The organism is Streptomyces thermovulgaris (genome assembly GCF_002155915.1).
Taxonomy (GTDB): domain Bacteria; phylum Actinomycetota; class Actinomycetes; order Streptomycetales; family Streptomycetaceae; genus Streptomyces; species Streptomyces thermovulgaris.
In genome coordinates, this window is the sequence record NZ_MUME01000343.1 from 1 (window position 1) to 23,855 (window position 23,855).

Annotated in this window: 17 protein-coding genes and 2 tRNA genes; 16 read left to right on the forward strand and 3 right to left on the reverse strand. The window is 71.1% G+C overall.

All coding sequences use genetic code 11. The annotated features are described in order from the left end of the window. The 9 genes from CCN35_RS23365 to CCN35_RS23405 form a co-directional block, all read left to right on the forward strand. On the forward strand, window positions 1-1,378 hold a 1,378-nt coding region (locus CCN35_RS23365; RefSeq protein ID WP_281254818.1), incomplete at its 5' end, for an ADP-ribosyltransferase. Window positions 1,379-1,425: 47 nt separating this feature from the next. Continuing rightward, window positions 1,426-1,827 (forward strand): hypothetical protein, encoded by a 402-nt coding sequence (locus CCN35_RS23370; RefSeq protein ID WP_086794227.1) that lies wholly within the window; start codon window positions 1,426-1,428, stop codon window positions 1,825-1,827. A 14-nt stretch (window positions 1,828-1,841) separates the two neighbouring features. Continuing rightward, a complete protein-coding gene (locus CCN35_RS23375) occupies window positions 1,842-3,050 on the forward strand; it encodes a DUF6508 domain-containing protein (protein ID WP_079129558.1) in 1,209 nt (402 codons plus the stop codon). 163 nt (window positions 3,051-3,213) lie between these two features. Continuing rightward, window positions 3,214-3,657 carry an HD domain-containing protein gene (locus CCN35_RS23380; RefSeq protein ID WP_067390225.1) on the forward strand — a complete coding sequence of 148 codons (444 nt, stop codon included), beginning with the start codon at window positions 3,214-3,216 and terminating at the stop codon, window positions 3,655-3,657. A 32-nt stretch (window positions 3,658-3,689) separates the two neighbouring features. Further along, window positions 3,690-3,968, forward strand: a complete 279-nt coding sequence (locus CCN35_RS23385) for a hypothetical protein (protein WP_067389801.1) — start codon at window positions 3,690-3,692, stop codon at window positions 3,966-3,968. 30 nt (window positions 3,969-3,998) lie between these two features. Then, a complete protein-coding gene (gene eccD / locus CCN35_RS23390; protein WP_067389804.1) occupies window positions 3,999-5,354 on the forward strand; it encodes a type VII secretion integral membrane protein EccD in 1,356 nt (451 codons plus the stop codon). Between the two features lie 59 nt (window positions 5,355-5,413). After that, window positions 5,414-6,661, forward strand: coding sequence for a MinD/ParA family ATP-binding protein (locus tag CCN35_RS23395; RefSeq protein ID WP_067389807.1), 1,248 nt, complete (start codon window positions 5,414-5,416; stop codon window positions 6,659-6,661). A 61-nt stretch (window positions 6,662-6,722) separates the two neighbouring features. Then, window positions 6,723-10,706 (forward strand): type VII secretion protein EccCb, encoded by a 3,984-nt coding sequence (gene eccCb / locus CCN35_RS23400; RefSeq protein WP_067389810.1) that lies wholly within the window; start codon window positions 6,723-6,725, stop codon window positions 10,704-10,706. 9 nt (window positions 10,707-10,715) lie between these two features. After that, entirely contained in the window at window positions 10,716-12,146 is a 1,431-nt protein-coding gene (locus CCN35_RS23405; protein WP_086794222.1) for a DUF6177 family protein, read from the forward strand. A gap of 92 nt (window positions 12,147-12,238) precedes the next feature. On the opposite strand, the gene CCN35_RS23410 is transcribed toward CCN35_RS23405, so the two are convergent. Next, a complete protein-coding gene (locus tag CCN35_RS23410; protein ID WP_067389817.1) occupies window positions 12,239-13,420 on the reverse strand; it encodes an acyltransferase family protein in 1,182 nt (393 codons plus the stop codon). A 487-nt stretch (window positions 13,421-13,907) separates the two neighbouring features. Here CCN35_RS23410 and CCN35_RS23415 point away from each other — a divergent pair, with 487 nt between their 5' ends. After that, on the forward strand, window positions 13,908-14,102 hold the full coding sequence (locus CCN35_RS23415) for a hypothetical protein (RefSeq protein WP_067389820.1): 195 nt from the start codon (window positions 13,908-13,910) through the stop codon (window positions 14,100-14,102). Window positions 14,103-14,657: 555 nt separating this feature from the next. On the opposite strand, the gene CCN35_RS23420 is transcribed toward CCN35_RS23415, so the two are convergent. Further along, a tRNA-Gly gene (locus CCN35_RS23420) sits at window positions 14,658-14,728 on the reverse strand. 245 nt (window positions 14,729-14,973) lie between these two features. Between CCN35_RS23420 and CCN35_RS23425 the strand changes: the two genes are divergently transcribed. The 5 genes from CCN35_RS23425 to clpX all read left to right on the forward strand — a co-directional run bounded on the left by CCN35_RS23425 (window position 14,974) and on the right by clpX (window position 19,876). Further along, window positions 14,974-15,047 (forward strand) — tRNA-Pro (locus CCN35_RS23425). 209 nt (window positions 15,048-15,256) lie between these two features. After that, window positions 15,257-16,669 (forward strand): trigger factor, encoded by a 1,413-nt coding sequence (tig, locus tag CCN35_RS23430; RefSeq protein ID WP_086794223.1) that lies wholly within the window; start codon window positions 15,257-15,259, stop codon window positions 16,667-16,669. A gap of 289 nt (window positions 16,670-16,958) precedes the next feature. Next, on the forward strand, window positions 16,959-17,564 hold the full coding sequence (locus CCN35_RS23435; RefSeq protein ID WP_086794229.1) for an ATP-dependent Clp protease proteolytic subunit: 606 nt from the start codon (window positions 16,959-16,961) through the stop codon (window positions 17,562-17,564). Between the two features lie 140 nt (window positions 17,565-17,704). Next, a complete protein-coding gene (locus CCN35_RS23440; protein ID WP_067389826.1) occupies window positions 17,705-18,385 on the forward strand; it encodes an ATP-dependent Clp protease proteolytic subunit in 681 nt (226 codons plus the stop codon). Between the two features lie 204 nt (window positions 18,386-18,589). Next, window positions 18,590-19,876 (forward strand): ATP-dependent Clp protease ATP-binding subunit ClpX, encoded by a 1,287-nt coding sequence (gene clpX, locus CCN35_RS23445; protein WP_067389829.1) that lies wholly within the window; start codon window positions 18,590-18,592, stop codon window positions 19,874-19,876. A 211-nt stretch (window positions 19,877-20,087) separates the two neighbouring features. Here clpX and CCN35_RS23450 read toward each other — a convergent pair whose 3' ends face one another. Then, window positions 20,088-21,035 carry a hypothetical protein gene (locus tag CCN35_RS23450; protein WP_067389832.1) on the reverse strand — a complete coding sequence of 316 codons (948 nt, stop codon included), beginning with the start codon at window positions 21,033-21,035 and terminating at the stop codon, window positions 20,088-20,090. A 139-nt stretch (window positions 21,036-21,174) separates the two neighbouring features. On the opposite strand from CCN35_RS23450, the gene CCN35_RS23455 reads away from it, so the two are divergent. Further along, the gene (locus CCN35_RS23455; RefSeq protein ID WP_067389835.1) at window positions 21,175-23,805 is read left to right on the forward strand and encodes a valine--tRNA ligase; all 2,631 of its coding nucleotides are present in this window, start codon (window positions 21,175-21,177) and stop codon (window positions 23,803-23,805) included. The last annotated feature ends 50 nt before the right edge of the window (window positions 23,806-23,855 follow it).

The window sequence follows — 23,855 nt, forward strand, 5'->3', positions numbered from 1 at the left end:
GGGCGCCGGCGCGGGCCTGTCCAGGGTCGGTGACCTCGCCAAGAGCCTCAGGGGCGTCGGCAACATCGACATCCCCACCCTCCCCGACGGCTCCGTTCGCCTGCCCGACGGCCGTCTTCTGGACCCGCACGGCAATCTCATGACGCCCAACGGGGCCATCGACACCACGCCGATCCCGCGCGAGACGACCTCCACGCTCCCGGCCCACTGGACGGTCCAGGGCCAGCAGCCGGTGTACGCCGGAGTCCACGCGGGCGACAATCTGGTCGACGGCGTGCGCACGACCGACACGACGGCGTACAACCGCATGTCCACGGACACGCCGGTGCGGGATGCCCCCACGGAGGTTTCGTACACGCCGCACACCGGTGGGCACGAGTTCCCGAACGGCAGTGGCCACGACCCGAACCCGGTGTCCCGGAGCTCGACCCACGAGATGCCCGGCGGCCACACCGACGACATCTCCCACGGGACGGGCCACGACGGCGGCCACACGAAGTACGGCGACGGCCCCACCGACCAGCTCGCGCAGGGATACACGGACGACATCGCCGACGCGGTCGACCAGGTCGACCAGGTGGACCTCGGCGACACGGCCGTGGACACCGCTGTGGACGACGCCGTGCACCACGGCACCGACACACCGGTGGAGCCGGGCCGTGGGGACACGGACGTGCCGCAGCACGGCGGAGGTAACGAGCCGTTCGAGTACAAGCCGCTCATGTCGGACCTGGAGTTCGACGCCCTGAGCGACGCCGAGAAGCACGCGGTGGCCGAGGCCGAACTGGCCCGAGGCACGAACCCTGCGCCCAGCGTCAGCAACAAAGCGGGGCTGGACTACGGGAACGCGTACTGGGGCGAGTTCATGGAAGACCTGCCCCTGGAGAAGAAGCAGGGGCTGATCACCTACACGGGTATCGCGTACGACTCGATCAACAGCCATCTCCGCTACGGCACGGATGTGCCCCAGCACATCCTGGACACCATCGAGAGCATGGACGAGGTCATGGACGCCCGTCCCGTGCCCGAGGACATCATGGTGGTGCGCGGCACCGGAGTCGACCACATCAAGGTCGGAGGCCGTCCGATCGACTCTCCGCTCGACATGCTCGGCGGAACCTTCGACGACAAGGCGTTCACCTCCACAGCACTGGGCAAGACGCCGCCGCCTCCGTTCGACCAGAAGCCCGTGTGGATGCACCTTCGGGTGCCGAAGGACACCCCGGCTCTCTGGCTGGAGCCCATCACCCAGGTCAAGGGCGAACGAGAACTGCTGCTTGCCAAGGGCTCCCACTACAGGGTGACGCGTGTCTTCTACGACGACACACACGGCAAGTGGCACATCTACGGAGAGGTTCTGCCGAGGCAGAAGCCGTGACGGCTGCCGCGTTGAGAATCGAGCAGAGCCAGGAGAGCGTGTACTTCATGAGCAGCGAACGACCGATCAACCCGCGCTTCGACGACGACGTGCACTTCAATCTCGTGGAGCCGGGACCGCCGCGGTACCAGACCTGGACCGACAAGCCGGTGCGGTACCTCACCGTGGCCGACAAGGAGGGCGGCGCGGTCCTCGGATATGTGTGGGCGAGTGACGAGGACGATGCCGCCGCATGGGTGCCGCGCAAGGCCGCGGGAGGCCGGGCCCTCGCCGAGGGCAGTCATTGGCACGCCCGGCTGCAGGGGGCCAAAGAGCGGGGCATCCCGCCGTCCCAGGCCCTCGCGGAGCTGCGGGCCGAGCCGGAGGGCAACCGCGGACGGATCCTGCCGGACTCCTTGACCGACGCCCCGAACTCCGAGGCGGTGAAAGCGCTCGCCGAGGGCGAATAGCATAGATCGCACCCATGTCCCACCCTGTCCGCTACATCACCGTCACCGCCCCCGACGGCGAGGTCATCGGCTATGCCTGGGGCAGCGCCACCGACGTCGGGTGGATCCACCGGGCGGCGAGCAGCAGCAGTGCCTACAAGGCGGGGATGGAGTGGTGCAGCAAGGTCCAGGACGCCCACCGGCGTGGGCTCGCCCCGGCCGGTGTGCTCGCCCTGTTCAGCCGGGAGCCGGGCGCGGGGCCCGTCACCGAGGCCCCCGACCTCGACACGATCGAGGAGCTCGCCCGTGTCGTCACCCCGGCCGACGACCAGCGGCTGCTCGACCAGCTCAAACCGGCGGACCATCCCGCCTGGCAGGAGCTGGCCGAGGCCTTCGACGCGCTCACGGACGAGGACCGTGCCGTGAAGTGGGGTGGCGGCCACAGGACGTCGAGCGGCGCGATCCACGTGCGGTTCCCGATCTACAGCGAGCCGCTGATGCGGGCGGTGCGGGCGCTGTGGGACCTCGGCGCCGTCACTCCCGAGTACCGGTGGACGGGCAACCCGCTTCCCCAGGTTCCGCCGTCCGGGCGACTGGACCCCGCCGACGCCGTGCGTGCCGCCACCGCGGTCCTGCGGAGTGAGCGGTTCTGCGACGGGATGATCGAGGACGCGGTGAGGACCGGGCTCCTGGACGCCGTCGCCGACTCGCTCCGGGCATGGCACGCCGACCCCGCGATCGCACGGTGCTTCGCCGCGCGCCGGTCCGGGGCCGGCACCGGCCACGGGACACCCGCGCCCGCCGCCGTCCGGCCCGGCGCCGGCGAGCGTGCCGTCCGCCCCCGGCAGACCGTCTTCCTGTGCAGGTACTGCGGAGCCGGCCCCGCCGCGGACGTCGCCTTCCGGGCGCACCGGGGGCTGCTGTTCGTCCTCGGGTTCCGGAGGATGGACGGGCCGATGTGCAGGGTGTGCGGTGTGGCCGTGCACCGGGCGCTGACCACGCACACGCTGTGCTGGGGCTGGTGGAGTCCGCTCTCGCTGTTTCTCTTCGGCCCGTTGACGCTGGTGCGCAACCTTCTCGCCGTACGCCGGGTGAAACGGCTTCCGGAGCCGGGGCCGGGAACGCTCGGGGAGCGGTTCGACCCGGGCCGGCCCGTGCACCGGCGGCTGCGGGCGTACATCGCGCTCGTGCCGCTGTCATGGCTGCTGTCCCTGATCGCGGCGGCGGTGATCCGCGGTGGCTGACGCACCGGGGGCGGTGGCCGCCCGGCGGACGGTGCACCCGGGGTGTACGGGCGACGCGCCCATGGCTTATGTTGCGGAAAGGAATGAGGGGGGATTCCGCGTGCCGCAGGAAGAGCCGCTCCACGAGGAGCGGACGCAGACGCCGTCCGGCGACGGCGCACCGATGACTCCCGCCGAGGCCGAGGCCGTCGCCCGCGCCGCGCACAACGGCCGGAGGGACAAGGCCGGACGGCCCTACGCCGAGCATCTGCAGGCCGTCGCCGAAGGGGTGCGGGCCCGCGGCGGAGGGGACGAACTCGTCGCCGCCGCCTGGCTGCACGACGCCCTGGAGGACGGCGTCCTCGACGAGGAGTGGCTCGAGGCGGCCCGGCTGCCGCAGCGCACCAAGGACGTCGTACGGGCCGTGACCAAGCGGCCCGGCGAGGAACCGGAGGCGTACGCGCGCCGGATCCTGGCCACCCCCGGCGCCCGGCTGGTCAAGGCGGCCGACCTCGCGCACAACGCCGATCCGCGCCGGCTCGCCCTCCTCGACGAGCCGACCGCCCGGCGGCTCGAGCGGAAGTACGCCACGATGCGCGGCCTTCTGGGCCTCGCCCCGGACGACTGACGGCAACGCAGGACACGGCACAGGACGACGGAATGGCACGGGACTACGACAGCCAACTGCTCGAGTCGGTGGCGGTGCGCCGCCGGCGGCTGCGCGACGCGCTGCTGTTCGGCACGCAGCGCGGCCGGCGCACGCTGGACGAAAGGCTCGGCAAGCTGTTCGCGGGCATCGCCATCGCGGCCGTGCTGTGCGCCGGTTGCGTCGGCTGGTCGTTCCTCCAGGCCACCCTGGCCAAGCAGAAGGCCGAGGAGAAGAAGCAGCGGCAGCAGCAGGAACAGCTCTGGCATGGGCACGCTACAAAGGACCCGTGACGGAGAGGACACGATGATAGGTTCCGGTGAGTGGTGAGCGCAGCAACGACGTCCCGGACGCGGCTGAGCCGGGTCACCCTGGTCGGTGAGCGACGGCGCGCCGACATCGTCCTGCCGTCGGACACCCCGATCGGTCAACTGCTCCCTGACATCCTGAAACTGCTCGACGACCGGGTGGCCACCCGCCCGGCCACCCGGCAGTTGATCACTTCCGACGGCTCGGTCCTGCCGCACGAGGCGACCCTGTCCTCGGCGGAGGTCCCCGACGGCGCCGTGCTGCGGCTCGTCCGCGCCCATGCGGCCCCGCCCGCACCGGTCGTCCACGACGTCACCGACCAGGTCGCCGACGACCTCGACCTGCACGCCTGGCGCTGGCGCCCGGCCGCCCGCCGGGCCGGTGCCGGGGTGGCCACCGTGGCGTTCGCCGTGACCGCCGGGCTGCTCGCCCGGCGGGAGTTCGCGCTGGAGAGCGTCACCGCCGCACTCGCGGCCCTCACGGTGGCGTGCATGGTCGCCGGAGCCCTGGCGGCCAAGGTGGGCAAGGGCAACCGCGGTCTTGCCACCGCGCTGCTGCTCGCCACCGGCGGACTCGGGCTGCTCACGGCGTGGACCGCCGCCGACGCCTACGCCTGGTCGGGAACGGCCAGACTGGGCGGTGTCGTCGGCGCACTGGTGGTCACCCTGGTGCTGCTGGCCTATTTCTCGCCGCTCGGCCGCGGCGGGCTCATCGGGGCGGGGGCGGCCGCCGCGGTCGCCCTCGTGTGGGAGGCCGTCGCCGCCGTGCAGGACAGGCCGGACCGGCTCGGCGCCGTGATGGCCGTGTTCTCCATCGTCCTGCTGGGGCTGCTGCCCCGGTTCGCGCTGATGGCCTCCGGTCTCACCGGGCTCGACGACCGGCGCTCCTCGGGCGCCTCGGTGAGCCGGCATCAGGTCGCCAACGCCCTCGCCGCCACCCACCGCGGGCTCGTCCTGGCCACGGTGGTCACCGCCGCCTCCGCCGCCGCGGGCGGCTGGCTGCTGACCACCGCTCAGGAGCCCACCGCGTGGACGGTGGCGCTGGCCTCGGTGACCGCCGTCGTGCTGCTGTCGCGGGCCCGGGCCTTCCCGCTGGTCGCCGAGGTGGTGGCGGTGTTCGCGGCGGCGGCCGTGCTCGTCGTGCGGCTGGTGGTGCTGTGGCTGGACCACGGCGGGGGCATCGGCGCGTTCACGCTGCTCGGCGCGGCCGCGCTGCTGCCGCTGGGCATCCTCGCGATCGAACCTCCGGAGCACATCCGGGTACGGTTGCGCAGGTTCGCCGATCTGATCGAGTCCGTCGGAGTGATCGCGCTCTTCCCGCTCGCCGTCGGGGTGTTCGGTATCTACGGGCAGTTGCTCGACAAGTTCTGAGGCTCCACGGACGACGCGCGCCGCTTCGGGCGGGACGACGAGGCAGGAGAGAAGGGGACATGCCGAGCGGGAACAACTGGCAGAGCGACGTGCTGCGCGATCTGAGAGGCGGCACGTCCCCGCAGGGACCGAAGGAGGACACGAGCGCAGCGCAGGCGCAGGCACCGGCGGACGCCCGGCCGCAGCCCCAGCAGGCGCCGCCCGCCCAGCAGCAGCCGGCGGACACGGCCCCGCGGCCTTCCGCGGCTTCGCAGCCCGTCGCCGTCCCGCAGCCTTCCGCGGCTTCGCCGTCCGCCGCGGCCGGGCAGCCCCAGCCGGCGGACCGTGCCGCCCGGCCGCACCAGGCACCGCGGCCCGCCGCCGCACGCCCCGCCCGGACCCGCCGCACCCCCGAGTCCCGTCCGGTGGTCGACAAGCGGCTCGCCGCGATCGGCGCCGAGCCCCGCCACGGCGAGTCCTTCGCCGTCCGGGCGCTGCGCGCCCTGCGCCGTGCCGTGTCCTCCTCCGCCGCGCGCGAGGTCGCCGAGACCACCGCCACCGCCGAGGTGCTGCAACAGGCGGTGACCACCGGGCGGCAGATCGCCGTGACCTCCATCCGCGGCGGCTCCGGCAAGACCACGGTCACCGCGCTGCTCGGCACCACCTACGCGCACTACCGCCACGACCCGGTGCTCGTCGTCGAGGCGGACCCGGCGCTCGGCTCGCTGCCCCTCCGGCTCGGCGCGGAGACCCTGCGCTGGACCACCGGTGACCTCGCCGAGGTCGTCGAGCCGCAGATGTCCCTGCTCGACGTCACCGGCTACCTCGTCCAACTGCCCGACAACGCCTGGCTGCTGCCCGGCAGTCAGGGCCAGGTCGGGGCGATGCTCGACACCAAGGGCTACGAACGGGTCATGGTGTCGCTGCGCCGCTACTTCGGGGTGACCGTCGTCGACTGCGAGACCCTGCCCGCCGAGGTCGCCCGCACCGCGCTGTCCGCCGCCCAGGCCCGGGTGCTCACCGTGCCCGCGACCCTGGAGGGCATCGCCAGCACCCATGCCGTCCTGGAGTGGATGCGTGCCCTGCCCCGGGGCATCATCTCCTCCACCGTCGTCGTGCTCACCGAGACCGTGCCGCACATCGGACTCGACCTCGACAAGGCCGCCGAGCGGCTGAAGAGCACCGGGGCGAGCGTGCGGGTGCTGCCGTACGACCGGCATCTGGCGGCCGGCGGCCCCATCCGCACCGAACTGCTCGCCCGGCCCACCCGGCAGGCCGTGACCAGGCTCGCCGCCGAGGTCTTCCAGCTCTCCCAGAAGCGCCGTTGACCCCCTGGACGGAAGGGAAAAGCGGAAGGGAAAAGGGAAACACGAGGACGAGGCAGGCACGATGACCACCCGACTGATCCACCGACCGGCTCGGACCACCCGGCCCCAGGCGGCCCCCGAGCCGCGCACCATCGAGGCGCCGCCCAACCTGCCCGAGGGCAAGACGGGTTCCATCGCGACCTCGTTGCTGCCCGTGGCCGGTGTGATGTCGTCCGTCGTGATGATGACGGTCATCCGCAACACCCAGTTCGCGGGACTGGGCGCGATCATCCTCGTGGTGACCCTGGCCGGCTCCCTCATCCTGCTGTTCTCCCAGCGCGGCAAGGCCCAGCGCACCCGCCGCACCCAGCGCGAGGCCTACCTCGCCTACCTCGAGGACCTGCGGGAGGAGCTGTCCCGGGAGGAGCGGGAGCGGCGCGAACGGGCCCAGGTGCTCAACCCGCCCCCGGACGCCCTGTACGACATCGTGCGCGACCCGGCCCGGCTGTGGGAGCGGCGCCGGCTCGACCCGGACTTCCTGCGGGTGCGGATCGGCACCGGGGAGATGCCGGTACGGGACCTGAAGGTGGCCCAGCAGGGCTCCTCGGTGCTCACCCCGCCCGACGAGTTCATGCTGAACGAGGCCTCCGCGCTGGTGGCCCGCTTCAGCACCGGCACCGAACTGCCGCTCACCGTCCCGCTCGACCGCGTCGGCAACGTCAGCATCATCGGCCGCCGCGAGGACACCCTCCGGGTCGCCCGCGCCCTGATGGTGCAGACCGCCGCCACCCACGCCCCCGACGACGTGGGCATGGCGCTCGCGGTCTCCGGCGACCGGCTCGCCGAGTGGGAGTGGGCCAAGTGGCTGCCGCACCTGCTCGACACCGAGCAGTTCGACGGCCCCGTCGCCGCCCGCCGCATCGCCCCCTCCCTGCCCCAGCTGGCCCGGCAGATAGGCCCCGAACTGCGCCGCCGCGCCTCCTACGCCGCCGAGGTGCGCCGCGGCCTGTCGGGCAAGGACGCCCTCGCCATGACCTCCCGGCTGCTGGTCGTCGCCGACGGACACGGCGAGGACGCCGTCGAACTGCCCGTGCCCGACGACGCGCTGAGCCTGCGCGACATGGGCGTCACCGTGCTCCACCTGCTCGACGAACGCGTCCAGGAACCCGGCAGCGTGGGGGTGCGCATCACCGTCGAGGGCGAGCGGGTCGTCATCGAGGACCTGCGCGAGACGGAGCCGGTCAGCGCCCACGGCACGGTCGACGAGGCCAGTGTCCCCTTCGCCGAGGGCCTGGCCCGGATGCTCGCCCCGCTGCGGCTGTCCGCCGACTCCACGGGCGCCGCCGACGCCCCGCTGGCCGGCCCGGTCGACTTCGCCGACCTGCTCGGCATCGACGACGTGGCCAACCCCGACCTGGACCGGCTCTGGGCGCCACGCGGCGAACGCGCCTTCCTGCGCGTGCCCATCGGCGTCAACGACGCCCGCGAACCGGTCCTGCTCGACCTGAAGGAGTCCTCCGAGCTCGGCATGGGCCCGCACGGCCTGTGCGTCGGCGCCACCGGCTCCGGCAAGTCCGAACTGCTGCGCACCCTGGTTCTCGCCCTGGTCGCCACCCACCCGCCGGAGGACCTCGCCCTGGTCCTCGTCGACTACAAGGGCGGTGCCACCTTCGCCCCGTTCGCGGGCCTGCCGCACGTCGCCGGTGTGATCACCAACCTGGAGAACCAGGCCGGCCTCGTCGAACGCGTCCACGCCTCGCTCGCCGGCGAGGTCAAGCGCCGCCAGCAGGTGCTCAAGGACGCGGGCAACGTCGCCGACATCGGCCACTACGCCGCGCTGCGCGCGGAGAAGCGCCCCGACCTCGAACCGCTGCCCCACCTGTTCGTGGTCATCGACGAGTTCGGCGAACTCCTCACCGCCAAACCGGACTTCATCGACCTGTTCCTGTCCATCGGCCGCATCGGCCGCTCCATCGGCGTGCATCTGCTGCTGTCCAGCCAGCGCATCGAGGGCGGCAAGCTGAAGGGCCTGGACACCTATCTGTCGTACCGGCTGGGCCTGCGCACCTTCTCCGCCGACGAGTCCCGCACGGTGCTGGACACCACGGACGCCTTCCACCTGCCCCCGCTGCCCGGCTTCGGCTACCTCAAGGTCGACACCAGTCACTACGAGCGGTTCAAGGCCGGCTACGTCTCCGGCGCCTACCGCGGCCCGGTGCGGCAGGAGACCGAGGACCCCGGCCCGCTCGCCCTGGAGTACGAGGCGTACAACACCCTCGGCCGGGAGGAGTCCACGGGCCCCGAGGAGCCGCAGATGCGGCGCCGGGAGACCGGGCCGACCGAGATGGGCGTCCTCGTCGAGCGGATCGAGAACGCCGGCGCCCGGCCCGTCCGCCGGATCTGGCTGCCCCCGCTGCCCGCGGCCGTCCCGCTCGACAAGGTCGCGGGCCCCGTCGAGGTGGGCGCACGCGGCACCCAGCTGGCGGAGCGCCGCGGCCCGCTCCAGGTGCCGCTGGGCATCCTCGACGACCCCACCCGGCAGTGGCAGGGCAAGTGGTACCTGGACCTCACCGTCGCGGGCGGCCACGCGGCCGTCATCGGCGGCCCCCAGTCGGGCAAGACCACCCTGCTGCGCACCCTCGCCCTGTCCCTGGCCCTGACGCACACCCCGCAGGAGGTCGGCATCTACGGCCTGGACCTGGTCGGCGGCGGTCTGCAGGCCCTCTCCGGGCTGCCGCACGTCGGCGGGGTCGCCGGCCGCGCCGACCGCGAGCGCGCCGCCCGCACCATCGACTCCGTGCGCGACATGCTCGACCAGCGCGAGGAGCTGTTCCGCGTCCACAACATCGACTCCCTGGAACAGCTGCGCACCCTGCGCGCCGCGGGAAAGCTGCCCGAGCTGGCCTCCACCGAGATCGTGCTGCTCATCGACGGCTTCGGCGCACTGCGCGACGACTTCGAGGAACTGGACGACGCGGTCGTCGACATCCTCAAGCGCGGCAGCGGCTACGGCATCCACGTCGTCGCCGGCATGCTGCGCTGGAACGACGTGCGCATCGCCACCCAGTCCCAGTTCGGCACCCGCATCGAACTGCGGCTGAACGACCCGAGCGAGTCCAGCATCGACCGCAAGCTCGCCGAGACCCTCTCGCCCGAGGAGAAGGGCCGCGCCCTCACCGACGGCAAGCTGTTCGCCCAGGTCGCCCTGCCCCGGACCGACGGCATCGCCGACACCGCCGACCTCGGCGCGGTCCTGGAGCGCACGGCCCGCACCATCCGCGCCACCTGGACCGGCGAGGTCGCCCAGCCGGTGCGGGTGCTGCCGCACCTCCTCCAGCCGGACCAGCTGCCCGGCCCGGCGGCCGAGCCGCGCCGGGTGCCCATCGGCCTGGACCAGACGAGGCTGGCACCCGTCCTGCTCGACCTGTTCGAGCGCGACCAGCATCTGCTGATCATGGGCGACAGCGAGTGCGGCAAGACCAACCTGCTCAAGGTGATCGCCCAGGGCCTGGTCGAGCGCTACAGCGACGAGGAACTGGTCTTCGGCATCATGGACCCCCGCCGCGGTCTGCGCGGTGCCGTCCCGGAGGAGTACCGCGGCGGCTACGCCTACAACACCAAACTGTGCGGGGCACTGGCCGCCGGTATCGCGAACGAGCTGGAGAAGCGGCTGCCGGACGAGAGCGCCGACCCCGCCGACCTGGAACCCGGCAGCTGGGGCTCGGGCCCGCGCATCGTGATCCTCGTCGACGACTACGACGTGCTGACCACCGCGGGCCAGCAGCCGCTCGCACCCTTCGTGCCGTACATCCCCTCCGCCGTCGACATCGGCCTGCACTTCGTCCTCACCCGCCGGGTCGCGGGCGCCTCCCGCGGCCTGTACGAACCGCTGGTGCAGGGCCTGCGCGAGTCCGGCGCCTCGGTACTGGTGATGTCCGGAGACCGCAGCGAGGGCCAGCTCTTCCCCGGGGTGTACCCGAGCCAGCAGCCGCCCGGGCGCGGGGTGCTGGTCCGCAGGGGAGAGCCCAGCCGGCTGATCCAGACCGTCCACGCCGGGAGCAGGTGAACCACACTCATGACCAAGGACGTCATCACCCTGACCCAGAAGATGCCCGACCCGCTGACCGTGCTCGCGGGCCTGCTCTCCGGCGGTCCCGACAAGCTGGTGGGCGCCGAGGGCGACGGCGCGGTGGTGCGGCTCTGCGACGAGCAGGGACGCCCCCTCGTCTCCATCGAGGCACCGCTGCTCGTCCAGGTCAGGGGCGAGGCCCAGCGGCTGCTCGGGGCCAGCGAGCCCCCGGTGCCGTACTGGTGGACCGAGGCCCGGGCCACCACCGGCGTGACGGAGGGCGAGAAGCTCGCCGGCACCTTCGCGGCCCGGCTGGCCACGCTCCTCGGCGGCACCGCCTGGCCCCCGCAGGCCGCGCGGTCGCTGGCCGTGGTGAAGACGGACGGGGTGAGCGCGGTGCCCGCGCCGGCCGCCGCCCAGCCCGCCGTGGACGTGCTCACCGACAAGGTCGCCGTCGTCATCCAGGACCGCCCGGTGGTCGCGATGACCGCCTGGCTCGCGGACGCCTTCCGGGCGGCGGCGGACGCCGAACTGGGACTGCAGATCGTCACACCGCCCGGCACCCGTCTGTCCCCGGCGGTGCGCGCCGGCCTGCCGGGCTGGCCCTCGCGGTGGGTCGTGCAGGACGAGAAGGCCGGCTACTACGACGGTCTGTCCGGGGCCGTACTGGAGTGGCGGGACGGGCTGTTCATGCCCGTCCAGTCGCCCGGGGGCACCCCCGACGACCCGCGCACCCCGGTCGCCGAGTCCTTCACCCGGGACGTCACGGACACGGGAGAGCGCCAGCTCGCCGTCTCCTACCGCACCGTCCACCCGGCCGACGACCGCCTGGTCCTCGGCGGCTCCCTGGAGGCCGTGTGGCGCGAGATCACCGGCGAGCCGCCGGCCGGCTGGGGCACGGAGGAGCCCGTCAACCTGCCCTGGTCGCTGCGGCAGCTCACGGACATGGCCCACGAACGGGCCCCCGAGCCGACCTGGCTGGTGGTCGTCGGCAGCCCGGAGCGCCCGGGGCTGGCCACGGTGCGCATCTCCCGCACCAAGGGCGGTGTGGAGGAGGACGTCACGCTGGCGTTCGGCTACGGCCCCGGGGAGGAGATCCCACAGGACGCGGTCCCCCGGGCCGCGGAGGTCCTCGCCACCCGGCACGACCTGCAGTCCATGCTGGTGCAGATCCGCAAGGCCCGCCGCGATCTGTCGGTGCCGCCGCACTTCGAGGGTCCGGGCGTGCCGTACGCCTTCGTGCTCGGCGCCGAGGAGGTCCGCTCCCTGCCCTCCGACCGCGCCCGGCGCACCCCGCTCGCACAGCCGCCGCGCGAACTGGGCCCGCGGACCCGCCCCGCGCTGTACTACCCCTTCCCCGGCGACCCGTCCGACCTGTCGGGCTGGCAGCACTTCGAACAGCTGATGCGCCACCTCAAGGGCGACCAGGCCGCCTGAGACGCCGCACGACGGGCCGGGGCCGTCCGCGGTCGATCCGCACAACGGCCCCGGCCCGTTCGTCGGGACGTGTGCTGCTCCGGGCGTGCGCCTCAGTGCGCCACCACGGCCTCACGCCGGCCGCCGCTCCCCGACCGCTCGCGCTCCCGGGCCGGCTGGACCGTGTCCTGCCGGAAGGCCCAGTCCATCCTCGGCTCCATGACGCACCGGAAGACACGCCGTACGGGCGGGGTGCACAGAAGGGTCATGCCGCCCGCCGCGAGAAGGGTGGCGACGAGGGCGCCGAGCGGGCTGCGCAGCCACTCCGCGTCGAACCCGCCCGCGTACAGCACGCCCTTGACCACGAAGCCGTGCAGCAGATAGCCGCACAGCGTGCCCGCGCCGAGCACCGTGCACCACATCCGCCGGCCCGGCACCCAGGCGAGGAAACAGGCGGTCAGCACCACCGCACAGCAGAACAGCGCCAGCACCATGACCGGCCCGGCCCACCACGGGGCGTCCAGGTCCTGCGCGGCCCTCTCCCGGTACACCCACCTGGCGTCCATGTGGGACACGCTCCACCAGCCGAGGACCGCGGCCAGCACGAACACCGGCACCGACAGGAGCCGCACCGAGCGGCGGCGCACCAGACGGAAGTGCTCGGGCCTCAGATGCAGGCCCAGCACGAAGCAGGGCAGGAACTGGAGAACGCGCTGGAGTTCCAGCTCACCGCCCATGTCCGGGGTGATCGAGGCCAGCATGGCGACACCGAGGGCGACGGGCAGGGGCCAGCGCACCAGCCTCCAGACGGGCACGGTCAGGCGCCAGATGAACAGGGCGCACAGGAACCAGGTCAGGTACCAGGGGGAGAAGAGGTTGATCTGCCGGTCGTCGGACTGGCCGACGAGGATCCGGAAGAGCACATAGGCGAGCTGGAAGACGGCATACGGCACGAGAACGCCGGTGATCAGCCGCTTCAACCGGTGCGGACGAAGATCGAAACCACGGGAGAAGAAGCCGGAGATGATGATGAACGCCGGCATGTGGAAGAGGTAGACGACGTTGTACGCGGCTTCCAGGACCCGGACGTCGTCCTTGAGCGCCGCCCAGGTGTGCCCCATGCCCACCAGCACGATCGCCAGATACTTCGCGTTGTCGAAGAACGGATCGCGCTGATCGCCGGATCTTCTGCCCTGCTCGCCGGGCCGCTGCGCACCGGCCTCCTCCGGTGCGGACGACCGTTCCGGGAGAAGCGGTTTCCTGTTCGGATCTGGGAACGAGGCAGCGTGCAACATCCAATGCACCCTAGCGTTGTCCGATGGATTTTGCGGAATGCACGACGGCAGTCCGTGCTATTCGCTTCGGCTACCCGGAAATTGACGGAAAGTGTGTGACCGAAGGGTGATGATCGACACATCGCCCACCCTGCTCGGGCACACCATCTGCACCCTCAATGTCGTGATTCATGGCGATAAGCAGACCCGTTGCGCATGGTGTGCGACGGGAATTCAAATGCCCTGTGAACGTGATGTATGGACCCTGAAACGAAGTTGCTCGATTCACTGCGGGGACGCGGTGGCGCGAAGTGCTGAATTGCCCTGCGGAAAGCGGCCGATGAGCGGTGTCGGCACCATGGGTCCGACACCGGCTTCCCCGCCCTGTTCGACGGGTCGTCAGCCCTCGCATACGAAAGCCGCGTTGGTGGCACGATGGTTCCAACGGGGCGCACGAGGCCGGTGTCCCCGGGCCGGGAGAGCGGACCGACCGAGGGTGTGATCAGTTGTGGCCATTTCACTGTCCGTCGTGCTGCTGTTGGCGATCATCCTGGTGGTGCTGCTCCGCGGGGGATCCATCAAACCGGGGCCGGCTCTGGTCGCCGTGCTCTTCGGGTTCTTCCTCGCCTCCACCGGCATGGCCCCGTCGATCAGCCGTTTCCTGGACGCGATAGCGCAGACGATCAATTCGATCAGCTTCTGAACCGCCGGGGCGGGGCGCTCGCCTGACGGGACGGCGGCCTGCTCGTGCACGGGGGCTCGAGGGGACTCCCTCTTGTTCTCCGCTGTCCCTGCTGTCTTCGCCGGGCACCGGCCGACCGGGCGCGCCGTGGGAGCCGCGTGGCTGTGCGCCGGTCCCCTCCCTGTGCGGATGCGCGTCGGCGCAGCGCGTGAAGAAGGCGTGAAGAAGAGGAAGAGGAAGAAGGCGGGAGCGCAGGCGGGCGGGCGTTCGCCGGCGCCGGAGGGCGGCACCCCGCCGGGGTCCTGCCGGCCGGCCGTGGCGCGAGGCGTGGAGCGGCGCGGGGCCAGGGGGGTGCACCTTCATGATCTTCGACACACCGGCAGTGCTTCGGGGTCCCGGCCGGGGCCGGGGCCGAGCGGGGGAGGCGGCGGACCGGTCATGCCTCCTGCCGATCACGTCCCCCCGGGGGGCTCTGGAGCCCTGGAGCCCCTTGAGCTCCCTGGAAGCGGGCGGGGCCGGAAACGCCCGGGGCCAGGTCGCGGGAGACATCCCCTGACCTGGCCCCGGGCCGTGCAGAGCGGGCGACGGGAATCGAACCCGCGTAGCCAGTTTGGAAGACTGGGGCTCTACCATTGAGCTACGCCCGCACACAGGACGCGCCGCGAGTCTGCCGACCGCGGCACACGCAGGAATGGTAGCGGGTCGAGGGGCATCGCCGCACGCCCCGGGGGCGTATGCCGATTCCGTACGCCATTCGTACGCACCCGTGAGCCGTCGGGTGTAAGCCGGCGCCCACCTCTGCGACCCGTGTGCCTCCCGGTGCGCCTTGGTACCCGAAGAACACGACGGTCGCACTGCCTGCGGCCATGTACCCTACGTGTCGCGCACCAGACGGGGTGTGGCGCAGCTTGGTAGCGCGTCCGCTTTGGGAGCGGAAGGCCGTGGGTTCAAATCCCGCCACCCCGACTCAACCGCCGGCCCCCGGTCGGCGTGATCACGAGTGATCACCCCGGTGATCGCCTTTTGGGGCGCCCCGTGGCTGCGGTTACTATGCAGACTGCGCGCCCGTGTGTCCGGTCCTGCTGGGGCTGCGAACGCCTCCGGGCGGCGAAACATCCGCCGGAACCACCCGCCCCGGCAGATTCCCAGAAGTTCAGCCACAAGGAGACCGAACCGTGAAGAGCGCCGTGGAGACCCTGAACCCGACCCGGGTTCGGCTCACTGTCGAGGTGCCCTTCGAGGAGCTCAAGGACAGCCTCGACGCGGCGTACAAGAAGATCAACCAGCAGGTCACGGTGAAGGGCTTCCGCAAGGGCAAGGTCCCGGCCCGGATCATCGACCAGCGGTTCGGCCGCGGTGTGGTGCTGGAGGAGGCCGTCAACGACGCCCTTCCGCGGTTCTACACCGATGCGGTCAGGGAGGCGGAGCTGACCCCGCTGGGCCAGCCCGAGGTCGACATCACCGAGCTGAAGGACGGCGAGACGCTGAACTTCACCGCTGAGGTCGAGGTCCGCCCGACCCTCGAGATCCCGGACTACTCCGGCATCGAGGTCGAGGTCGACGCCGTCGAGGTGACCGACGAGGACGTCGAGAAGGCGGTCCAGCAGCTGCGCGAGCGCTTCGCCTCCACGACCCCGGTCGAGCGCGCCGCCGAGGACGGCGACGTCGTCACCATCGACCTGGAGGCCAAGGTCGACGGCAAGGTCCTCGAGGACGGCGTCGCGAAGGGCGTCTCCTACACCATCGGCTCCGGCGAGCTGCTGGACGGCATCGACGACGCCGTGAAGGGCCTGGAGGCGGGTGGCGAGGCCACCTTCACCTCCCAGCTGAAGGGCGGCCCGGCGGCCGGCCGGGATGCCGAGATCACCGTCAAGGTCACCCAGGTCGCCGCCCGGGAGCTGCCCGAGCTCGACGACGACTTCGCCCAGCTCGCCTCCGAGTTCGACACCCTCGAGGAGCTGAAGGCCGACAGCCGCAGGCGCCTGGAGGAGCGGAAGCGGTTCGAGCAGGCCACGCAGGCCCAGGAGCGGGTCCTGGAGAAGCTGCTCGAGCTGGTCGAGGTCCCCATCCCCGAGAAGCTCCTCGAGGACGAGATCAGGACCCGTAAGCACAACCTCGAGCACCACCAGCTCGCGCAGATGGGTCTGACCCTCGACAAGTACCTGGAGATCCAGGGCAAGACCGCCGAGGAGTTCGACACCGAGACCCGCGAGGCGGCGATCAAGGGCATCAAGACCCAGTTCGTGCTCGACGAGCTCGTCAGCAAGGAGAAGCTGGGCGTCAACCAGGAGGAGCTCACCGAGCACCTCATGCGGCGTGCGGCCTCCTCCGGGATGTCCCCCGATCAGTTCGCCCAGGCCGTCGTCCAGCAGAACCAGGTTCCGCTGCTGGTCGGCGAGGTCGCCCGCGGCAAGGCCCTGGCCCTCGTGGTCGAGGCCGCGACCGTGAAGGACACCAACGGCCAGATCATCGACCTGGAGGACGACGAGGACGAGGACGCCGAGGGCGCCGAGAACGCCGAAGGCTCCGAGCCGGCCGAGGCCTCCGCCGGGAACAAGGGCGAGGGCGAGGAGAAGAGCGAGTCCTGAGCCGGGTCGTACGGCATCTTCCCCTGCACGTAGGACGGGCCCCGGGTACGTTGTGACCTGGGGCCCGTTCCCCTGCCCGGGGAACACGGGCCCCGAAAAGACCACGGCGTACGCCCCCGGCGAACACCCCGGGAACCGGGATGGCACCGCCGGGCCTGCGCGTTAGGGTCCTTGAATACGAGGGCAGGGGAGTCCCCGAACAACGCCGGACGGCCCCACGCCCCCGGCAGAACACGTAAGACGGCCCCGTGCCGTCGCAAGACGAGCAGGTGGATACGTGACGAATCTGATGCCCTCCGCCGCCAGCGAGCCCTCCATCGGTGGTGGCCTCGGCGACCAGGTCTACAACCGGCTGCTCAACGAGCGGATCATTTTTCTCGGCCAGCCGGTCGACGACGACATCGCGAACCGGATCACCGCGCAGCTGCTGCTGCTCGCCGCCGACCCGGACAAGGACATCTATCTCTACATCAACAGCCCGGGCGGTTCGATCACGGCCGGCATGGCGATCTACGACACCATGCAGTACATCAAGAACGACGTGGTGACCATCGCCATGGGGCTCGCGGCTTCGATGGGCCAGTTCCTGCTCAGCGCCGGCACCCGCGGCAAGCGCTTCGCGCTGCCGAACGCCGAGATCCTCATCCACCAGCCCTCCGCCGGCCTGGCAGGCTCGGCCTCGGACATCAAGATCCACGCCGAGCGGCTGCTGCACACCAAGAGGCGCATGGCGGAACTCACCGCCTACCACACCGGCCAGACGGTCGAGCAGATCATCCGCGACTCCGACCGCGACCGCTGGTTCGACGCCCACGAGGCCAAGGAGTACGGCCTCATCGACGACGTGATCACCTCGGCCGCCGGTATGCCGGGCGGCGGCGGCACCGGGGCCTGAGCCGTCCTCGGGGTCCCCACGGCCCCTCGAGCCGCTCCCGCGGAGTCCCGGCCCTCTCGGCCCCCACAGGACGCCCGGGGCCTCCGTGAAGCCCGACCAGCCTCCAGCCGACCGCCCAGCCCCTTTTCAGGAGAGACACCGTGAACGACTTCCCCGGCAGCGGCCTCTACGACCGTACACGCGCCGAGTACACCGGCCCCGTGCCCGAGTCCCGCTATGTCATCCCGCGCTTCGTGGAGCGCACCTCCCAGGGCGTCCGCGAGTACGACCCGTACGCGAAGCTCTTCGAGGAGCGCGTGATCTTCCTCGGCGTCCAGATCGACGACGCCTCCGCCAACGACGTCATGGCGCAGCTGCTGTGCCTGGAGTCGATGGACCCCGACCGGGACATCTCGGTCTACATCAACAGCCCCGGCGGCTCCTTCACGGCGCTGACGGCCATCTACGACACGATGCAGTTCGTGAAGCCCGACATCCAGACGGTCTGCATGGGCCAGGCGGCCTCCGCCGCCGCCGTCCTGCTGGCCGCCGGCACGCCGGGCAAGCGCATGGCGCTGCCGAACGCCCGCGTGCTGATCCACCAGCCGTACAGCGAGACCGGCCGCGGTCAGGTCTCCGACCTGGAGATCGCCGCCAACGAGATCCTGCGGATGCGCTCGCAGCTGGAGGAGATGCTGGCCAAGCACTCCAACCAGCCGATCGAGAAGATCCGCGAGGACATCGAGCGCGACAAGATCCTCACCTCCGAGGAAGCACTGTCGTACGGGCTGATCGACCAGATCATCTCCACCCGGAAGATGAACAACGCCGCCCTCCGCTGACGCGGGGGGACACCCCGTGCTCCAGCGCGGCCGAGAGCCCGGGGAGCGACGTCTGCCGCTCCTTGGTACGGGGCACACCGAAGTGAACCGTGCCAAGGGGGGCCCGAACGGGGGGCCCGGCAAGGTACCGTCGACATAAGGCAGCACCAGGAGTGGCCGGACTCAACGCGTCCGGCCGCCTCCCAGGCGAAGGGGAAGCACACCGTGGCACGCATCGGTGACGGCGGCGATCTGCTCAAGTGCTCGTTCTGCGGCAAGAGCCAGAAGCAGGTCAAGAAGCTCATCGCAGGGCCCGGTGTGTACATCTGCGACGAGTGCATCGATCTCTGCAACGAGATCATCGAGGAGGAACTCGCGGAGACCAGCGAGGTGGGCTGGGAGGAACTCCCCAAACCCCGCGAGATCTACGAGTTCCTGGACGGGTACGTCGTCGGCCAGGAGGCCGCGAAGAAGGCCCTGTCCGTCGCGGTGTACAACCACTACAAACGCGTCCAGGCCGGTGAGAACGGCGGCGGCCAGGGCCGTGACGACGCCATCGAGCTGGCCAAGTCCAACATCCTTCTGCTGGGCCCCACGGGCTCCGGCAAGACCTTGCTGGCCCAGACGCTGGCCCGCATGCTGAACGTCCCGTTCGCCATCGCCGACGCCACGGCGCTCACCGAGGCGGGCTATGTGGGCGAGGACGTCGAGAACATCCTGCTGAAGCTGATCCAGGCGGCCGACTACGACGTCAAGAAGGCCGAGACCGGGATCATCTACATCGACGAGATCGACAAGGTCGCCCGCAAGAGCGAGAACCCCTCCATCACCCGCGACGTGTCCGGCGAGGGCGTCCAGCAGGCCCTGCTGAAGATCCTCGAGGGCACCACGGCCTCCGTTCCGCCCCAGGGGGGCCGCAAGCACCCGCACCAGGAGTTCATCCAGATCGACACGACGAACGTCCTGTTCATCGTGGGCGGTGCCTTCGCGGGCCTGGAGAAGATCATCGAGGGGCGGGCGGGCGCCAAGGGCATCGGCTTCGGCGCGACGATCCGCTCCAAGCGGGAGCTGGCGGACAAGGACCTGTTCCGGGACGTCATGCCCGAGGACCTGGTCAAGTTCGGCATGATCCCGGAGTTCATCGGCCGTCTGCCGGTGATCACGAGCGTGCACAACCTGGACCGGGAGGCCCTGCTCAAGATCCTGGTCGAACCGCGCAACGCCCTGGTCAAGCAGTACAAGCGTCTGTTCGAGCTCGACGGCGTGGAGCTCGAGTTCGAGCGCGAGGCCCTGGAGGCCATCGCCGACCAGGCCATCCTCCGCCAGACCGGCGCCCGCGGTCTGCGCGCCATCATGGAGGAGGTCCTGATGTCGGTGATGTACGAGGTGCCCTCGCGCAAGGACGTGGCGCGGGTCGTCATCACCGCCGACGTCGTCCGCTCCAACGTCAACCCGACCCTGATCCCGCGGGACGCGCGCGGCCGGGGGCCGGGCGAGCAGAAGACGGCCTGACCGCCGCGGCAGGGACGGCACGACGGGCACGGACGGCCGCCGGCAGAGCCGGCAGACCGGCCACCGGCGAAAGGGCCCGGAGACAATCCGCAGAGGGCCGCAGAGCAGCCCGGGGAAGCCGCGCAGCGGCCACACGGAGAAGCCGCGTCGAGAAGGGCCCCGGTCGACCGACCGGGGCCCTTCGCCGTACGAGGCGCCGTACGGGGGCGCGTCAGGCCTTGACGCGCACCTCCTTGCGGAACTTGGCGGTGAGCTCGGCGGCCTCCTCCAGGTTCTCGCTCTTGCCCGACGCGAGGTTGGCGACGTCCATCGGCATGACGATGCCGAGCGTGCTGTGGTCGCCCCAGATGCAGATGGCCATGTTCATCTCCTTCGGCCCGCCCGCGGTGCCGGCGTTGGAGGAGTTGTCGACCTTGGCCTCCTGGCACTTGAGGACCGCACCCTCGAGCGAGGGCGGCGTGTAGGACTTCGGATCGCCGACCAGCGTGACGTCCTTGTCCTCGTCCTCCTTGGTCTTGTCCTTCATGTGCGCGAACATCGCGTCGACGGTCTTCTCGGGATCGTCGATGGAGCCGTAGACGCCGCCGAACTGGATCAGCTTCTGGCTCAGGGGGTTGTCCTTGTCCCCGGCCTGGTACTGGGCGCTGACGTCCTTGGGGTCGTGGACGCCCCACTTCTCGGCGTCCTTCACGTCGTCCTTCGTCAGGGTCCCGCTCTCGCTCTCGCTCTTCTTGTACTCCGTCAGCACGGTCGCCGGCGTCGTCAGCTTGTGCGGGCCGTCGTCGGCGATGTCCGAACCGCTTCCGCCGAACACGAAGTACGCGCCCACCGCGATCGCCGCCACGACCGCCACCGCACCGACGACCAGGGCCGCCGTCCGGCCGCCCTTGCCGCCGCTCGGGGCCGGGGGAGTGGCGCCGTACGGGGGCTGGCCGTACGGCGGCTGCTGACCGTAGGGCCCCGGCTGGGGCGGGACGCCCGGGGCGGCGGGCTGCTGCGGATAGCCGTAACCGGGCTGAGGCGGAGGGGTTTGCTGAGGGTAGCCGTAACCGGGTTGCGCGGACGGCGCCTGCGGCGGCTGGCCGTAGGGACCCGGCTGCCCGTACGGTCCGGGCTGCTGGGGCTGCCCGCCGTACGGGCCCGGCTGGTTGCTGCTCATGACTGGGTTCCCCTCCAGTGCGCTTATGTGTCCTTGACATCCTGACCCAGAGCACCGACAGCCGGGGCGGCGGGGGCCCGCACCGTTACAGAACAAACGCGTTTCGGGACCGTGCTGTGACACCTCTAAACTGACCCCCGTGACCGAGAACGCTCAGCAGCAGCCATCAGCGCCCGCCACCGAACTGCCGACCCAGTACGCGCCGGCCGACGTAGAAGGGCCGCTGTACGAGCGCTGGGTAGAGCGCGGGTACTTCGAGGCGGACGCGAAGAGCGACAAGCCGCCGTACACCATCGTCATCCCGCCGCCGAACGTCACCGGCTCGCTCCACCTGGGGCACGCCTTCGAGCACACGCTCATCGACGCCCTCACCCGCCGCAAGCGCATGCAGGGGTACGAGACGCTGTGGCAGCCCGGCATGGACCACGCGGGCATCGCCACCCAGAACGTCGTCGAGCGCGAGCTCGCCAAGGAGGGCAAGTCCCGGCACGACCTGGGCCGTGAGGCCTTCGTCGAGCGCGTGTGGCGGTGGAAGAACGAGTCCGGCGGGCAGATCTCCGGTCAGATGCGCCGCCTCGGCGACGGCGTCGCCTGGTCGCGTGAGCGCTTCACCATGGACGAGGGGCTCTCCCGGGCCGTCCAGACCATCTTCAAGCGGCTCTACGACGACGGGCTGATCTACCGCGCCGAGCGCATCATCAACTGGTGCCCGCGCTGCCTCACCGCCATCTCCGACATCGAGGTGGAGTACCAGGAGGACGACGGCGAGCTCGTCTCGATGAAGTACGGCGAGGGCGACGACACCATCGTGGTCGCCACCACCCGTGCCGAGACCATGCTCGGCGACACCGCCGTCGCCGTTCACCCCGACGACGAGCGCTACCGGCACCTCGTCGGCAAGCACGTCAAGCTGCCGCTGACCGACCGGTCCATCCCCGTCGTCGCCGACGAGCACGTCGACCCCGAGTTCGGCACCGGTGCCGTCAAGGTCACCCCGGCGCACGACCCGAACGACTTCGAGATCGGCCGACGCCACAACCTGCCGGCCATCACCGTGATGGACGAGCACGGTGTCATCACCGCGCACGGCCCCTTCCAGGGCCTGGACCGGTTCGAGGCCCGCTCCGCCATCGTCGGCGCGCTGCGCGCCGAGGGCCGGATCGTCGCCGAGAAGCGGCCCTACGTCCACTCCGTCGGCCACTGCTCGCGCTGCAAGACCACCGTCGAGCCGCGTCTGTCCATGCAGTGGTGGGTCAAGGTCGGCCCGCTGGCCAAGGCCGCCGGTGACGCCGTCCGCGACGGCCGCGTCACGATCCACCCGCGGGAGATGGAGAAGCGGTACTTCGACTGGGTCGACAACCTCCACGACTGGTGCATCTCGCGGCAGCTGTGGTGGGGTCACCGGATCCCCGTCTGGTACGGCCCGGACGGCGAGGTCGTCTGCGTCGGCCCCGACGAGGAACCGCCGAGCGGCGAGGGCTGGCACCAGGAGACCGACGTCCTCGACACCTGGTTCTCCTCCGCCCTGTGGCCGTTCTCCACGCTCGGCTGGCCCGAACAGACCGAGAGCCTCGCGAAGTTCTACCCGAACTCCGTCCTGGTCACCGGCTACGACATCCTCTTCTTCTGGGTCGCCCGGATGATGATGTTCGGCCTGTACGCGATGGACGGCACCCCGCCGTTCCACACCATCGCCCTGCACGGCATGGTCCGCGACCAGTACGGCAAGAAGATGTCGAAGTCCTTCGGCAACGTGGTCGACCCGCTGGACTGGATGGACAAGTACGGCTCCGACGCGCTCCGGTTCACGCTCGCGCGCGGCGCCAACCCGGGTGTGGACGTCCCCATCGGCGAGGACTGGGTCCAGGGCTCGCGCAACTTCGCCAACAAGATCTGGAACGCGACGCGCTTCGCGCTGATGAACGGCGCGACGGTGGACGGTCCGCTGCCCGACGCCTCGAGGATGTCGGCGACCGACCGCTGGATCCTGTCCCGGCTGAACTCGGTCGTCGCCGAGGTCGACGCGTACTACGACGACTTCCAGTTCGCCAAGCTGTCCGACACGCTGTTCCACTTCGCGTGGGACGAGGTCTTCGACTGGTACGTCGAGCTGTCCAAGACCGTCTTCCAGGCGGGCGGCGAGGCGGCCGAGGTCTCCCGGCGGGTGCTGGGCGAGGTCCTGGACGTCACCCTGAGGCTGCTGCACCCGGTCATGCCGTTCGTCACCGAGAGGCTGTGGACCACCCTGACGGGCGGTGAGTCGGTCGTCATCGCCGAGTGGCCGGCCGACAGCGGCTTCAGGGACGAGGAGGCCGAGCGGGAGATCGGGACGCTGCAGTCCGTCATCACCGAGGTGCGGCGGTTCCGGGCCGACCAGGGCCTGCAGCCGGGACAGCGGGTGCCGGCGCGGCTGAAGCTGGACGGCACGCCGCTGGCCGCGCACGAGGCGGCGATCCGGCAGATGCTGCGGCTGCAGCCGGAGGGCGACTCCTTCACCGCCACGGCGACGCTGCCGGTGGCCGGGGTGGAGGTCGCGCTGGACCTGTCCGGGGCGATCGACGTCGCGGCGGAGCGCAAGCGGCTGGCGAAGGACCTGGCGGCGGCGCAGAAGGAGCGGCAGCAGGCCGAGGCCAAGCTGGGCAACGAGGCCTTCCTGTCGAAGGCGCCCGAGCACGTGGTCGAGAAGATCCGCGGACGCCTGGCCAAGGCCGAGGAGGACATCGCACGGATCACCGCGCAGCTGGAGCGGCTGCCCCAGCAGCAGGGATAGCGCACCGAGCGGGGAGCGCGTCCGCAGCACGGCGCAAGGCCCCCGGGCCC

Coding starts and splice junctions, on each gene's coding strand:
- CCN35_RS23370 (WP_086794227.1), top strand. CDS start 1,426: ATGAGCAGCGAACGACCGATCAACCCGCGCTTCGACGACGACGTGCAC.
- CCN35_RS23380 (WP_067390225.1), top strand. CDS start 3,214: ATGACTCCCGCCGAGGCCGAGGCCGTCGCCCGCGCCGCGCACAACGGC.
- CCN35_RS23450 (WP_067389832.1), bottom strand. CDS start 21,035: ATGAGCAGCAACCAGCCGGGCCCGTACGGCGGGCAGCCCCAGCAGCCC.
- CCN35_RS23405 (WP_086794222.1), top strand. CDS start 10,716: ATGACCAAGGACGTCATCACCCTGACCCAGAAGATGCCCGACCCGCTG.
- CCN35_RS23435 (WP_086794229.1), top strand. CDS start 16,959: ATGCCCTCCGCCGCCAGCGAGCCCTCCATCGGTGGTGGCCTCGGCGAC.
- CCN35_RS23375 (WP_079129558.1), top strand. CDS start 1,842: ATGTCCCACCCTGTCCGCTACATCACCGTCACCGCCCCCGACGGCGAG.
- eccCb (WP_067389810.1), top strand. CDS start 6,723: ATGACCACCCGACTGATCCACCGACCGGCTCGGACCACCCGGCCCCAG.
- CCN35_RS23395 (WP_067389807.1), top strand. CDS start 5,414: ATGCCGAGCGGGAACAACTGGCAGAGCGACGTGCTGCGCGATCTGAGA.
- CCN35_RS23410 (WP_067389817.1), bottom strand. CDS start 13,420: ATGTTGCACGCTGCCTCGTTCCCAGATCCGAACAGGAAACCGCTTCTC.
- CCN35_RS23385 (WP_067389801.1), top strand. CDS start 3,690: ATGGCACGGGACTACGACAGCCAACTGCTCGAGTCGGTGGCGGTGCGC.